This window comes from Methyloversatilis thermotolerans, assembly GCF_000372885.1.
In the GTDB taxonomy this organism is placed as follows: domain Bacteria; phylum Pseudomonadota; class Gammaproteobacteria; order Burkholderiales; family Rhodocyclaceae; genus Methyloversatilis; species Methyloversatilis thermotolerans.
Map to the genome: position 1 here is coordinate 3530659 of NZ_KB889967.1, position 13424 is coordinate 3544082.

Sequence of the window (13424 nt, forward strand, 5' to 3'; positions counted from 1 at the left end):
CGCGTGCCGGTCGGGGCGACACCCGCTGTCCGTTCTGATCCCGGACGGCTGTCGCGAATGTTTTGTTTGCAACAGGTGATCGAAGCACCCACGCACATCCCGCCCGGTGCGCGCTCAGCGCGCACGGTTGTAGGCGCGCCCCCAAGGTCGCGACGCGGCGCATGCGGGCCGGTGGCTTCGTTCGAGGGTGTTGTCGCGAGCGGGGCTCGCTCCTACAGAACCTCGGCTCCGTTCGCGGTCAGGGCGCGCTGTTGTAGGAGCGACCCCCAGGTCGCGACGTTGCGCATGCAGGCCGCGGGCTTCGTTCGGGGCCGCGGTCGCGAGCGGGGCTCGCTCCTACAGAACCTCGGCTCCGTTCGCGGTCAGGGCGGGCTGTTGTAAGAACGACCCGAAGGTCGCGACGCGGCGCATGCGGGCCGCGGGCTTCGTTCGAAGCTGCATCGCGGGCAAGCCCGCTCCCACTAAACACCGGCTCCGATGGGGGTTCGGGCGAGCTGTCGTGGGAGCGGCCTCTGGCCGCGATGGGGCACGCGGGCTCCGTGGTTGGCGCCGTGGTTGGCGCTATTCCCGCGCGAGGTTGCGGGTGTGCAGGGGCAGTTCTATCGTGACGTCGGCATCGCCGATGCGCGCACAGCAGGCGAGGCGGGAGCTGGGCTGCACGCCCCAGGCGTCGTCGAGCTGGTCCTCTTCTTCGTCGTTCGCTTCGTTCAGCGAGGACATGCCGGCGCGTACATAGACGTGGCAGGTCGAACACGCTGCCACCTTCTCGCATGCGTGTTCGATCTCGATGTGCTGGCCGAGCAGTGCGTCGCAGATGGACGTGCCCGGCTTCACGTCGAAGCGGGCGCCTTCCGGACAGAGCTGGGGATGCGGCAGAACCGTGAGCAGGCTCATGGCTGCAGCTCCGTCAGGCGGGTACCGGCCAGCGCGCGCTTGATGCCCGCGTCCATGCGCAACGCGGCGAAGTTGGCGGTGGCGGCGTTGAGCGCTTCGGTGAGCAGCTTGATCTTCTGCACATCCTGTTCGGTCTGCAGCGCTTCCGCCAGTGCATGCACGGCCGCCTGCACGCCGCTGAATTCCTCCTGCGTGAGCAGGGCGTGTCCGTCCTCTTCCAGCGCGGCGGTCGTCGCGTCGACCAGGCGTCGTGCATCGACCTGGGCCTCGCGCAGCATGCGCACCGCCATGTCGCTGTCGGCCTTGCCATAGGCGTCGGTCAGCATGTCGGCGATCTGCGTATCGGTCAGCCCGTACGACGGCTTGACCTCGATATGGGCTTCCACGCCGCTGATCTGTTCGCGTGCGCTGACCGACAGCAGGCCGTCGGCATCGATCTGGAAGGTGACGCGGATGCGTGCGGCGCCGGCCACCATGGGCGGGATGCCGCGCAGTTCGAAGCGCGCCAGAGAGCGGCATTCGCTCACCAGTTCGCGCTCGCCCTGTACCACGTGGATGGCCATCGCCGACTGGCCGTCCTTGTAGGTGGTGAATTCCTGGGCGCGGGCGGTGGGGATGGTGCTGTTGCGCGGAATCACCTTTTCCACGAGGCCGCCCATGGTCTCCAGCCCGAGCGACAGCGGACAGACATCCAGCAGCAGCCAGCCTTCGCTGCCGGCCGGCTTGTTGCCGGCCAGTACGTCGGCCTGTATCGCGGCGCCGAGTGCCACCACCTGATCCGGGTCGAGATCGGTCAGCGGCTCCTGTCCGAATAGCCGGCCGACGGCGGCCCGCACGTGCGGCATGCGGGTCGAACCGCCCACCATCACGACGCCGTCGATCTCGTCGGCGGCCACGCCCGCGTCGCGCAGTGCGCGCCGTACCGGCGCCATGCTGCGTGAAACCAGGTCGGCGGTCAGTTGTTCGAAGAACTCGCGTGTCAGTTCAGCCGTCAGTGAGCGGCCGTCGTCCAGCGTCATCGTGATGGTCGTCGTGGGTGCACTCGACAGCGCTTCCTTGGCGCTACGCGCCCGCGCCAGCATCATGCGCGTCTCGCCGGGGGAAGACGCTGCGAGTGCCCAGTGCTGCCGCAGCCAGTCGGCGATACGGTGATCGAAATCGTCGCCGCCCAGTGCGGCATCGCCCGCCGTGGCCAGCACTTCGAACATTCCTCGCGAGAGCTTGAGGATGGAAATGTCGAAGGTGCCGCCACCCAGGTCATAGATCGCGAAAGTGCCGTGGGCCGCGCGGTCCAGCCCGTAGGCGATGGCCGCGGCGGTCGGTTCGTTGAGCAGGCGGAGCACGTTGAGCCCCGCGAGCTTTGCTGCATCCTTGGTGGCCTGGCGCTGCGCATCGTCGAAGTAGGCCGGCACCGTGATGACGGCACCGACCAGTTCGCCACCGAGGGACGCTTCGGCGCGCGAGCGCAGCGTGCGCAGGATGTCGGCCGATACCTCGACCGGCGAGCGCACGCCGACACAGGTGTCCACACTCACCATGCCCGGCGTGTCCAGCAGTACGTAAGGCGTCTGTGTCGTGTCGATGTCGGACAGTCGACGCCCCATGAAGCGCTTCACCGACACGATGGTGTTGCGCGGATCCTCGGTCTGCGCCGCCTGCGCCTCGTGGCCCACGACCACCTCCCCGCCGGTGTAGCGCACCACCGAGGGCAGCAGCATGCGGCCCTGGTCGTCCGGCAATACGCGGCTCTGGCCACTGGCTATCGTGGCCACGAGGGAATTGGTCGTTCCGAGGTCTATGCCGACCGCCAGCCTGTGCTGGTGGGGCGCGGCACTCATGCCGGGTTCGGCGATCTGCAGCAGGGCCATGGGCGCGGGCTCTTCCGTCGATGCAGCGGGTGGATCAGACGCCGAAGCTCTCGCCGCAACCGCAGGCGGACTTGACGTTGGGATTGTTGAACTTGAAGCCTTCGTTCAGGCCCTCGCGCACGAAATCCAGCTCGGTGCCATCGAGGAAGGGCAGGCTCTTCGGATCGACCAGCACGGTCACGCCGTGGCTGTCGAACAGGATGTCCTCGGGTTGCGCGGCGTCGGCGAATTCCAGCGAATAGGCGAGACCGGAACAGCCGCTGGTCTTCACCGCCAGCCGCAGGCCGACGCCCTGACCGCGCTTGCCCAGACTTTTCTGCACGTGGCGTGCAGCGGCTTCACTCAGCGTGATGGTCATGGCGGGCCCCCTTACATCGAGAACGAGCTGCCGCAGCCACAGGACGAGGTGGCATTCGGATTGCGGATGACGAAGCGCGAACCTTCCAGTCCGTCCTCGAAGTCGATCTCGGCACCCATCAGATAGCCCAGGCTCATCGGATCGACCAGCAGCGTGACGCCGCTGGTCATGACCTGGGTGTCGTCCTCGTTCACCTTCTCCTCGAAGGCGAAGCCGTACTGGAAGCCGGAGCAGCCACCGCCGGTCACATAGACGCGCAGCTTCAGCGCGGGGTTGCCCTCTTCGGCGATCAGTTCGGCCACCTTGCCGGCCGCCGCTTCGCAGAAGCGCAGCGGGGCGGGCATCACGGGCGCGGCCACGGCCGCCAGGGTCGATTCATCCACTTGCATGCTCATGATGTGTCCTTTCAGGCGGCTTCGGCGGTTTCGGTCGGGGTGTCCAGACCCTGCTTGGAGCGGTAGTCGGCCACCGCGGCCTTGATGGCGTCTTCGGCCAGGATGGAGCAGTGGATCTTGACCGGCGGCAGCGCCAGTTCCTCGGCGATTTCGGTGTTCTTGATGGCGAGCGCTTCGTCCAGCGTCTTGCCCTTGACCCACTCGGTGACCAGCGAGCTGGAGGCGATGGCCGAGCCGCAACCATAGGTCTTGAACTTGGCGTCCTCGATGATGCCGTCGGCGCCGACCTTGATCTGCAGGCGCATCACGTCGCCACAGGCCGGGGCACCGACCATGCCGGTGCCGACGCCGTCTTCCTCGGCACCATAGGAGCCGACGTTGCGGGGGTTGTCGTAGTGATCCAGTACCTTGTCGCTGTATGCCATGGTGGTTCTCCCAGTCTTTCTGTTGGTCGGGGAAGCAAAGTGTGGTGGCGCGGGCGTGACGTTCGCGAGCGTCTGCAGCTCAGTGCGACGCCCACTGCACGGTGGACAGGTCGATGCCGGCGCTGTGCATGTCCCACAGCGGCGACAGTTCGCGCAGCTTGCGCACGGCGGACGACACCGACGCGATGACCGCATCGATTTCCTGCGCGGTCGTGAAGCGGCCGATCGAGAAGCGGATGGAGCTGTGCGCCAGTTCGTCGCTGCGGCCCATGGCGCGCAGCACGTAGGACGGCTCCAGACTGGCCGAGGTGCACGCCGAGCCGGATGACACGGCAATGTCCTTCATGCCCATCAGCAGCGATTCGCCCTCGACGAAGTTGAAGCTGAGGTTCAGGTTGTGCGGCACGCGACGTTCCATATCGCCATTGACGAATACCTGGTCGAGCGACATCAGGCCGTCGAGCAGGCGGTCGCGCAGCATGCGGATGCGTTCGTTCTCGGCGCCCATGTTCTCGCGCGCCAGCCAGTAGGCCTCGCCCATGCCGACGATCTGGTGGGTGGGCAGGGTGCCGGAACGCATGCCGCGCTCATGACCGCCGCCATGGATGATGGCGTCGATGCGCACGCGCGGCTTGCGGCAGACGTACAGCGCGCCGATGCCCTTCGGGCCGTAGGTCTTGTGTGCCGACAGCGACATCAGGTCCACCGGCAGGCTGTCCAGGTCGAAAGCCACCTTGCCCGAGGCCTGTGCGGCATCGACATGGAACAGCACGCCCTTGTCGCGACAGATGGCGCCCAGCGCGCCGATGTCCTGGATGACGCCGGTTTCGTTGTTCACGAACATGACGGAAGCCAGGACGGTGTCCGGGCGCAGCGCGTCGCGGAAGGCATCGATGTCGAGCAGGCCGTTCTCCTTCACGTCCAGCAGCGTCACTTCGCAGCCGCTGCGCTCCAGTTCGCGCACCGTGTCCAGCACCGACTTGTGTTCGGTCCTGACGGTGACGACATGCTTGCCGCGGCCGCCGTGGAACTGCATGGTGCCCTTGATCGCCAGATTGTTCGATTCGGTCGCACCGGAGGTCCAGACGATTTCGCGCGGATCTGCGCCGACCAGTGCGGCCACCTGTTCGCGCGCCAGCTCGACCACTTCTTCTGCGGCCCAGCCGTAGGCGTGGGAGCGGCTGGCCGGATTGCCGAAGTTGTCGAACAGCCAGGGCAGCATCTTGCTCACGACGCGCGGGTCGACCGGAGTGGTGGCGGCGTAGTCCAGATAGATCGGGCGATTCATGTCGGCATCTCCGAAAGGGAAGGTCTGGACAGCTCACAGCAATTTGCGGGCCGGTTTTGAAAATTGATCTGGATCAACTACTTGCGAATCCGGCCGGGGCGTGGTGCGGATTGGTGCGACAGCGCTTGTCGAATTTGTCGCGTTGCCTACTAAGCGCTGCGCACAGCGCGCGTCGGGCCAACGCCCGCGCGTGCGCGTACACGTGCGCACGGGGGCGGATGCGTGCGTAGACATCAGCGCCCGGGCCGGTGCGATTCCGGGGCGGCGGGACATGGCACAGCGCATGCATTGCTCATCCTCGAAGGAGGTTGCGATGCAAGAAGTGCTGATGACCCTGATCGGGCTGGTCCTGGTCAATAACGTGGTGCTGGTCCGCTTTCTCGGGCTGTGTCCGTTCATGGGCGTGTCGCGCAAGCTCGACAGCGCGCTCGGCATGGGCATGGCCACGACCTTCGTCATGACGCTGTCGGCGCTTGCCGCATGGGCGCTCGAGCATGCGCTGCTGCTGCCGTTCGACCTGACCTATCTGCGCATCCTGGCCTACATCGTCGTGATTGCAGCGGTTGTGCAGTTTGTCGAGATGGTGATGCACAAGACGATGCCCGATCTGCATCGCGTGCTCGGCATCTACCTTCCCTTGATCACCACCAATTGCGCCGTGCTCGGGGTGCCGCTGCTCAATGCGCAGAGCGGCAGCGGACTGGGAATGAGCGTGCTCGGCGGGTTCGGATCGGGCGTCGGATTCACGCTGGTGATGACCCTGTTTGCCGGATTGCGCGAGAGGCTGGAGCGTGCCGGCGTGCCGGAAGCCTTCCGTGGGCCGCCCCTGGCTTTCATCACGGCAAGTCTGCTGGCACTGGCCTTCATGGGTTTCACCGGTCTGGTGCCGGCGCATTGATGCGGAATGGCGTGTTCGAAGAAGCGGTTCTGAGGAGCGGATGATGGAGCAGATGATTACAGCGGTGGTCAGCCTGACTGCGATCGGGTCCGGGCTGGGCTGGATACTCGGTACCGCGGCGCGGCGCTTCGCGGTCGAGGGCGACAGCCGGGTGAAGGAAGTCGAGGCCATGCTGCCGGCCGCCAATTGCGGCCAGTGCGGCTTTCCAGGCTGCGCCGGCGCGGCCGAGGCCATTGTCGCCGGTGACGCGTCGCCGACCTGCTGTCCCCCGGGCGGCAAGGTGGTGGCGCTGGCCATCGCCACCCACCTCGGACTGACGCTCGAGGACGACGGCGTGGATGAGGGCCCACTGGTGGCGGTGGTCGAGGATGCGCTGTGCATAGGCTGCACCAAGTGCTACCGGCAGTGCCCCTCGGACGCCATCATCGGCGCGATGAAGCAACTTCACTATGTGTTCGCCGAGGCGTGCACCGGCTGCAACCAGTGCGTGGAGAAATGCCCCACCGGCGCCATTTCGCTGCAGTCGCTGCCGGCCACCGCGAGCACCTGGGTCATGCCCAAACCCGCACTGGCAGCCTGATCATGGCTCATTTCGTCATACCGCCCATCCGCCACCTGCTTACCCGCTGGGGCATACATCCGGACGCGCACAAGTTTCCGGCCGCCGATCTGGGCATCGTCGATGCCGGCCTGCCGCCGCTCATCGTGCTGCCGCTGGCGCAACAGGCCGGCGCGCCGGCCCGTCCTGTCGTCAAGGTGGGCGAACACGTGCTCAAGGGCCAGAGGGTTGCCGATCCGGCAGGCGCGATTTCCGCCGCGGTGCATGCATCGACCTCGGGTACGGTGATCGCCATCGGCGAGGCGCCGATGCCGCATCCTTCCGGTCTGCCCGGCCTGGCCATTTCGCTGCGGCCGGATGGCGAGGACCGGTGGGTGGAACTGCACGGCGACCCCTATCCGATCCGGCTGGAACCGGCGGAGATTTCGCGCCGGGTGGCCGAAGCGGGCGTGGTCGGCATGGGCGGGGCGGCGTTTCCGGCGGCGGTGAAGCTCGCGCTGGGCCAGCGCAGCGCGATCGATACCGTCATCCTGAACGGCAGCGAGTGCGAACCCTATCTGTCCTGTGACGATCGCGTCATGCGCGAGAACGCCGCCGACATCATCGAAGGGTCCCGGCTCATCATGCGGGCCACCGGTGCGAAGCGCGTGCTCGTGGGCATAGAGGACAACAAGCCGGAAGCCATCGACGCGATGAAGGTGGCTGCCCACCCCTTCCCGGAAGTGTCGGTGGTGAAGATTCCCAGCCGCTACCCCATGGGTGCGGAGCGCCAGCTCATCTACACCCTGCTCGGTGTCGAGCCGCCCGCAGGCGGCCGGGCGGCCGACGTCGGTGTGGTGGTGCATAACGTCGGCACGGCCGCGGCGGTATGGCGTGCGCTGCGTTACGGGGAGCCGTTGATTGAACGCGTCGTCACGGTTGCCGGCGGCGCCATCGCGTCGCCGCGCAATCTGAGGGCGCGTGTCGGTACGCCCTTGCAGTGGCTCATCGATCGCGCGGGCGGCCTGAGCCGGCAGCCGGCACGCATGGTGGTCGGCGGACCGATGATGGGCGTGGCGGTCGGCGATCTGGACATTCCGATCGGCAAGGGCGCCAGTGGCGTGCTGGCGCTGACCCATGCCGAAGTGGGCGAACGCGAACCGAGCGCGTGCATACGTTGTGGAAGCTGTGTCAGCGCCTGTCCGGTCGGGCTGCTGCCGCTCGAAATGGCGAACCGCATCCATGCCGGCGAACTCGGACAGGCGGAGGACATCGGGCTGCGCGACTGTCTCACCTGCGGCGCCTGCGGCTACGTCTGTCCTTCGCGCATACCGCTGGTGCAGTACTTCATGCACGCGCGTGGCGAGCTGGTCGCGCTCGAGCGCGAGGGCAAGCGCCTGGATCGCGTGCGCGAACTGACCGAGGCGCGCAGCGGACGGCTGGAGCGCGAAGCGCGGGAGAAGGCCGAGGCGCAAGCCCGGCGCAAGGCCGAGCGCGCGGCGGCGGCGAAAAAGGAGACCGCGGCATGAATGCGCCTGTCTATGCTTCGCCCCATGCGGTCACCACGCGGACCACGCGCCAGATCATGGGGATGGTCATGCTGGCGCTTGCGCCGGCGACCGTGGCCGGATTCTGGCAGTTCGGCTGGCCGGCGTTCTGCCTGTGGCTGGTGACGATACTGTCCTGCGTGACGTTCGAGGCCATCTGCCTGCAGATCGGCGGCCGGCGCGCCATGCCGGTGCTGCTTGACGGCTCCGCCGCCCTGACCGGGTGGCTGCTCGCGCTGTCGCTGCCGCCGTGGGCGCCCTGGTGGCTGGGCGTGCTCGGTGCGGCCATCGCCATCGTGATCGGCAAGCAGGTGTTCGGCGGCCTTGGATGCAATGTGTTCAATCCCGCCATGGTGGGCCGCACCGTGCTGCTGGTGTCGTTTCCGGTACTGATGACGCAGTGGGTGAATCCGCAGATGCTGGCCCAGGGCACCGACCTGTCGCTCGCCGTGCAGGTGGGGCTGGGCGGGGGCATTCCGGATGCCTATACCAGCGCATCCCTGCTCGGACATGTGAAGACGGATCTCGGCCGTGGCGTGCCCTTGCTCGAAGCGATGTCCGCATTCACACCGGGCCAGGGACTGGATGGATCGCGCGCCGGCAGCCTGGGGGAAACGGCATCGCTGCTGGTCGTGGCGGGCGGGCTGTTCCTGGTGGCCAAGCGCATCATCGGCCTGCGCATTCCGCTGGGATTCATCGCCGGGCTGTGCGTACCGGCAGCGATCGCGCATGCCAGCGCTCCCGATCATTTCCTGCCGCCGCTTGCGCATCTGCTGTCCGGGGGGGCCTTGCTGGGCGCCTTCTTCATCGCCACCGACTATGTGACGTCGCCCAGTTCGCCGGCGGGGCAATGGATATTCGCCATCGGCGCCGGCCTGCTCACCTGGCTCATCCGGAGCTGGGGAGGCTATCCCGAAGGCGTCGGCTTTGCGGTGCTGCTGATGAACGCCACCACGCCCCTGCTCGATCTGTGGGCCCGACCGCGCATCTTCGGCCGCAGTCTGACCGGGCGTTCGCTGCCGGCCCGCCGTCGCCAGGAGTTCATCCGATGAGTGCGGACAGACTGACATCGGCCCACTGGTATCCCGGGCTGTCGCTGGGCGTCGTGATGCTGGCGACCACCGCGATACTGGCGCTGGGCCAGGCGGGAACCGCGGACCGGATCGCGCAGGCGGTGGCCGACGACAGCCGCCAGCAGCTCGAACAGATACTGCCCGCTGGATATGCCGACAACAATCTGCTCGCCGATACGCTGACGCTCGCAGGACCCGACGGGCAGCCGCTCGTGGTGCACCGGGCGAGCAAGCAGGGTGTGTTGCGCGCGGTGCTGTACGAAATGAGCGGTCACGGCTATGGCGGCCGCATCGTGTTGCTGATGGCGGTGGACACCGATGGCCGCATCGTCGGCGTGCGTGTCACGCGTCATAACGAGACGCCGGGTCTGGGCGACAGGATCGAAGTGGCACGCAACGACTGGATACGCGCTTTCGATGGCAAGTCGCTGCAGCAGCCGACACCGGCGCACTGGTCGGTGAAGAAGGATGGCGGCGATTTCGACCAGTTCGCGGGCGCGACCATCACGCCGCGGGCCGTGGTGGGTATCGTGCGCCAGGGGCTGGAATTCTTTGTCGCGCATCGCGACGAGCTGCTCGGACAGACAGGCGGGCAACAGGAGAAGCGTTCATGAGCGACTCACCTTCACTCAGGCACATCACGCGCGACGGCCTGTGGGACAACAATGTCGTGCTGGGCCAGATGCTGGGACTGTGCCCGACCATGGCGGTCACCAGCAGCGCGACCAATGGCCTGGGCATGGGACTGGCCACCACCGCGGTGCTGGTGCTGTCCAACGTGCTCATTTCCGCGCTGCGCGCATGGGTGGTCGACGCGGTGCGCATTCCGGTTTTCATCGTGCTCATCGCCGGTCTGGTCACGCTGGTCGATATCAGCATGAATGCCTGGTTCCACGACCTGTACAAGGTGCTCGGCATCTTCATCGCGCTCATCGTCGTGAACTGTGCCGTGCTCGGACGGGCCGAGGCCTTTGCGTCCAGGCACCCGGTGTCGCTCGCCGCATTGGACGGTCTGGTGACCGGCGTGGGCTTCACCGTGGCGCTGGTTGCCATGGGTGCGGTGCGCGAAATCACCGGGGCCGGCACGCTGTTCGCGAACGCGCATCTGCTGCTCGGCCAGCACTTCGCCTTTCTCGAGACAAAGGTGCTGCCGGCCGACACCGGCGCCCTGTACATGATCCTGCCGCCCGGGGGATTTCTGGTGCTGGGCCTGCTCATAGCCGGCCGGCGCTGGCTCCAGAAGCAGATCGACAAGCGCACCGCAGATGTCGCCGTAGCGGCTGCGGCGCACTGAGGGGCGGGAGCGTGCGATGAGGGTGGATATTGCCTATGCCGGGGTCAGCGACAAGGTGTGGCTGCAGGTCGAGGTGCCCGACGGCTGTACGGTTGCGGAAGGGATAGCGGCGTCAGGAATACTCGAACGCTGTCCGGAGATCGATCTGGACACCCAGAAGATCGGCGTATTCGGCAAGGCGGTGAAGAAGGATGCACCGCTGCGGCCGGGCGACCGCGTGGAAATCTATCGCCCCATCATCTGCGACCCCGCCAAGGTCCCGCGCAAGAATGGCGCCGACGACGACGATGACGATGACTGAACACGAGAGCGCGCTGCAGACCGTGCGCGACTATCACCGCCGGACCACCCACCGCTACGCCACCTATGCCGCCGGACCGGAAACGCTGGACTGGGATGCCCAGCCCGCGCCGTTCCGGCACTACGTCGGCGCGCCGCGCGTGCACCTGCCGCTGGCGACCGACGATGACAGCGACGTCGCCGCACGGCTGAGGCTGGACTGGCGCATGCTCGACACCGGGCTGCCGGCGCTGCCGGCCACGCTGGGGGCATTGGGCACCCTGCTGCATCTGGCTCTGGGCCTGACCGCCTGGAAGTCCACCGGGCCCGACCGCTGGGCGGTACGCGCCAATCCATCCAGCGGCAATCTGCATCCGGTCGAGGGCTGGGTGTTTGCCGTCGGCATGCCCGGCCTGGATGACGGCCTGTGGCACTACCTGCCGGAAACCCACGAGCTGGAACTGCGTGCATCGTTCGAGCCGGGTTGCGCCCCCGGGCTGCATGTGGCGCTCAGTTCCGTCATGTGGCGGGAGGCCTGGAAGTACGGCGAACGCGCCTTCCGCTACTGCCAGCTCGATACCGGTCATGCCGTGGCAGCGCTGCGCAATGCCGCCGCGGTGCTCGGCTGGTCGTTGAGCGCGCAGCCGGTGCGGGCGGACCTGCTTGCGTCCGCGCTCGGTCTGGATCGCCTGCCCGACTTTCCGGCACGACGCGATCAGGCGACCGAGATCGAAGAGGCGGAACTTCTGCTCGGCGTCGGCGCGGGACAGCCCGCCGGGCCCTTGCCGGTACGCACCGTCCAGCGCTGGTACGGCACGGCCAGCACGATAGATCCGCATCCGATGTATCGCTGGCCGGTCATCGGCGAGATTGCCGAGGCGACACGCGAGGCCTTGCCTCCCGCCGAACTGCCCGTGCCGCCGAGGGAAGTCGATGCGCCGTGCGGCCGCTCGGTCGGCCATGTGCTGCTCGGGCGCCGCAGCGCGCAGCGTTTCGACGGTCGCCACGTCATGGCGCGCGAGGAATTCGACGGGATGATGCAGCGTATGCAGCCCTGTCGCGCGGCGCCCTGGGATGCGCTGCCCGACAGCAGTCGCATCGATCTGGTGCTGTTCATCCATCGCGTGGCCGGCGTCGAGTCCGGCGTGTACTTCCTGCCGCGGGGGCCGCTGGATGCAGGCGCGGGGCCGGCACTCGCGATGCATCATGCTCTGCCGCGCGTCGAGGGCCTGCAGTGCGACCTGCGCCTGCTGGCAACCATGAGCGCACCGGCACTGGCCCGCCTCGCGCGGAGCCTGCACTGCCATCAGGACATCGCGTCCATGTCCTGCTTCTCGCTCGGCATGCTGGCCGAGTTCCAGGTCGAAATCGAACGCGCACCCTCGGCCTACCGCGCACTGCATCGCCAGGCCGGTTTGCTGGGCCAGATGCTGTACACCGAGGCGGAAGCACTGGGTCTGCGCGGCACCGGCATCGGCTGCTTCTTCGACGATGCGGTGCACGAGCTGCTGGGTCTGGAGGACGACGGCGTGCGCACGCTCTACCACTTCACGATAGGGCGCGCGATCGATGACGCGCGCATCGAAACCACGCCGGCCTATGCCGGCATCGCCACGGAGGCCCTGGCCGCATGAGCACCTCTTTCCAGCGAATCGCTGCCGATCAGGCTGCCGCTCTGATCAAGCGCAACCGCGCCGGCGATCTGCCGGGCCTGGCCATCTTTGACAGCCGCGATGCCGCCAGCTATGCACGCGCTCATGTCGATGGTGCCCAGCCGCTGTCCGATGCGGCGTTCTCCACCGCCTTGCAGAGCGTGCCGCGCTCGGTGCCGGTCATCGTCTATTGCTATCACGGCAACGCCAGCCAGGTGTGGGCGGAACGCTTCAGCGATTTCCGCTATCCGGAGGTGTACAGCGTCGACGGTGGCTATCCGGCGCTGGCCGGTGCTCTGGCGCGCGCCGATCAGCCGGCGGCGACGCCCCCCGCGCTGCCCGCCGATGCGTCGGACGCCTTGCGCAGCTTCATTGTCGAGCATGGATTTTCCGGCGCGGACCTCGATCAGCCAGTGGCCTATGGCCTGACGCCGCTGATGCGTGCCGCACTGGACGCGCGCGAGGACATTGCGGACGCGTTGCTGGCCGCCGGGGCTTCGGTCGCCTGTCGCAACAGCGATGGCAACAATGCGCTGTGGCTGGCCTGCGTCGGCGGCAGCAGCACCATCGTGCGCGCGCTGGCGGGTGCCGGCATCGATCTGGACAATCGCAACGATACGGGTGCCACCGCGCTCATGTACTGCGCGTCCAGCGGCAAGCACGACATGCTGGCGCTGTTGCTGGACCTTGGCGCCGATCCGCTGCTGCGCACCGACGACGACTATCTGGCCGCCGATCTCGCCTCGACCGTCGAGTGCCTCAGGCTGCTGCGGCACACGGTGAGCTGAACCGCGCCTCCGTGGGTGGTCCGGCAGGAGCTAGGACCCTTCCTGGTCTTTCTTCGCGTGCCGCTGGATTTTCCTCGTCCCGCCCCGATATGCTCCGCAGGGTAGCGCCGCTCCTGTCGCGGCGCCG

The 13424-nt window shown here is 67.3% G+C and carries 15 protein-coding genes; 9 read left to right on the forward strand and 6 right to left on the reverse strand.

Annotated elements, in window-relative coordinates; all coding sequences use genetic code 11:
• Window positions 1-561 precede the first annotated feature (561 nt).
• The 6 genes from fdx to A3Q7_RS0116110 form a co-directional block, all read right to left on the reverse strand.
• Window positions 562-894: an ISC system 2Fe-2S type ferredoxin gene (fdx, locus tag A3Q7_RS0116085; protein WP_018412934.1), complete on the reverse strand. Its 333-nt coding sequence runs from the start codon at window positions 892-894 to the stop codon at window positions 562-564.
• Window positions 891-2762: a Fe-S protein assembly chaperone HscA gene (gene hscA, locus A3Q7_RS0116090; RefSeq protein WP_018412935.1), complete on the reverse strand. Its 1872-nt coding sequence runs from the start codon at window positions 2760-2762 to the stop codon at window positions 891-893. Before hscA ends, fdx begins: the two co-directional genes overlap by 4 nt.
• A 34-nt stretch (window positions 2763-2796) precedes the next feature.
• The gene (iscA, locus tag A3Q7_RS0116095) at window positions 2797-3120 is read right to left on the reverse strand and encodes an iron-sulfur cluster assembly protein IscA (protein WP_018412936.1); all 324 of its coding nucleotides are present in this window, start codon (window positions 3118-3120) and stop codon (window positions 2797-2799) included.
• Between the two features lie 11 nt (window positions 3121-3131).
• Window positions 3132-3509: an iron-sulfur cluster insertion protein ErpA gene (erpA, locus tag A3Q7_RS0116100; protein ID WP_018412937.1), complete on the reverse strand. Its 378-nt coding sequence runs from the start codon at window positions 3507-3509 to the stop codon at window positions 3132-3134.
• A gap of 17 nt (window positions 3510-3526) precedes the next feature.
• On the reverse strand, window positions 3527-3940 hold the full coding sequence (gene iscU, locus A3Q7_RS0116105) for a Fe-S cluster assembly scaffold IscU (RefSeq protein WP_018412938.1): 414 nt from the start codon (window positions 3938-3940) through the stop codon (window positions 3527-3529).
• A 79-nt stretch (window positions 3941-4019) separates the two neighbouring features.
• Window positions 4020-5228 carry an IscS subfamily cysteine desulfurase gene (locus A3Q7_RS0116110; protein WP_018412939.1) on the reverse strand — a complete coding sequence of 403 codons (1209 nt, stop codon included), beginning with the start codon at window positions 5226-5228 and terminating at the stop codon, window positions 4020-4022.
• A 313-nt stretch (window positions 5229-5541) separates the two neighbouring features.
• Here A3Q7_RS0116110 and rsxA point away from each other — a divergent pair, with 313 nt between their 5' ends.
• The 9 genes from rsxA to A3Q7_RS0116155 are packed head-to-tail and all read left to right on the forward strand — an operon-like array spanning window position 5542 to window position 13297.
• Entirely contained in the window at window positions 5542-6126 is a 585-nt protein-coding gene (rsxA, locus tag A3Q7_RS0116115; RefSeq protein WP_018412940.1) for an electron transport complex subunit RsxA, read from the forward strand.
• A 52-nt stretch (window positions 6127-6178) separates the two neighbouring features.
• The gene (locus A3Q7_RS0116120; RefSeq protein WP_026224932.1) at window positions 6179-6706 is read left to right on the forward strand and encodes an RnfABCDGE type electron transport complex subunit B; all 528 of its coding nucleotides are present in this window, start codon (window positions 6179-6181) and stop codon (window positions 6704-6706) included.
• A 2-nt stretch (window positions 6707-6708) separates the two neighbouring features.
• Window positions 6709-8193, forward strand: a complete 1485-nt coding sequence (gene rsxC / locus A3Q7_RS0116125; protein WP_018412942.1) for an electron transport complex subunit RsxC — start codon at window positions 6709-6711, stop codon at window positions 8191-8193.
• A complete protein-coding gene (locus A3Q7_RS0116130; RefSeq protein WP_026224933.1) occupies window positions 8190-9263 on the forward strand; it encodes an RnfABCDGE type electron transport complex subunit D in 1074 nt (357 codons plus the stop codon). Before rsxC ends, A3Q7_RS0116130 begins: the two co-directional genes overlap by 4 nt.
• Complete coding sequence (gene rsxG / locus A3Q7_RS0116135) at window positions 9260-9898, forward strand: electron transport complex subunit RsxG (RefSeq protein WP_018412944.1); 639 nt, start codon at window positions 9260-9262, stop codon at window positions 9896-9898. The genes A3Q7_RS0116130 and rsxG overlap by 4 nt, the downstream gene beginning before the upstream one ends.
• Window positions 9895-10578: an electron transport complex subunit E gene (locus A3Q7_RS0116140; RefSeq protein ID WP_018412945.1), complete on the forward strand. Its 684-nt coding sequence runs from the start codon at window positions 9895-9897 to the stop codon at window positions 10576-10578. Before rsxG ends, A3Q7_RS0116140 begins: the two co-directional genes overlap by 4 nt.
• Window positions 10579-10594: 16 nt before the next feature.
• Window positions 10595-10879, forward strand: a complete 285-nt coding sequence (locus A3Q7_RS0116145) for an RnfH family protein (protein WP_018412946.1) — start codon at window positions 10595-10597, stop codon at window positions 10877-10879.
• A complete protein-coding gene (locus A3Q7_RS0116150; protein WP_018412947.1) occupies window positions 10872-12491 on the forward strand; it encodes a nitroreductase family protein in 1620 nt (539 codons plus the stop codon). Before A3Q7_RS0116145 ends, A3Q7_RS0116150 begins: the two co-directional genes overlap by 8 nt.
• The gene (locus A3Q7_RS0116155) at window positions 12488-13297 is read left to right on the forward strand and encodes an ankyrin repeat domain-containing protein (protein WP_018412948.1); all 810 of its coding nucleotides are present in this window, start codon (window positions 12488-12490) and stop codon (window positions 13295-13297) included. The genes A3Q7_RS0116150 and A3Q7_RS0116155 overlap by 4 nt, the downstream gene beginning before the upstream one ends.
• Window positions 13298-13424: the final 127 nt, after the last annotated feature.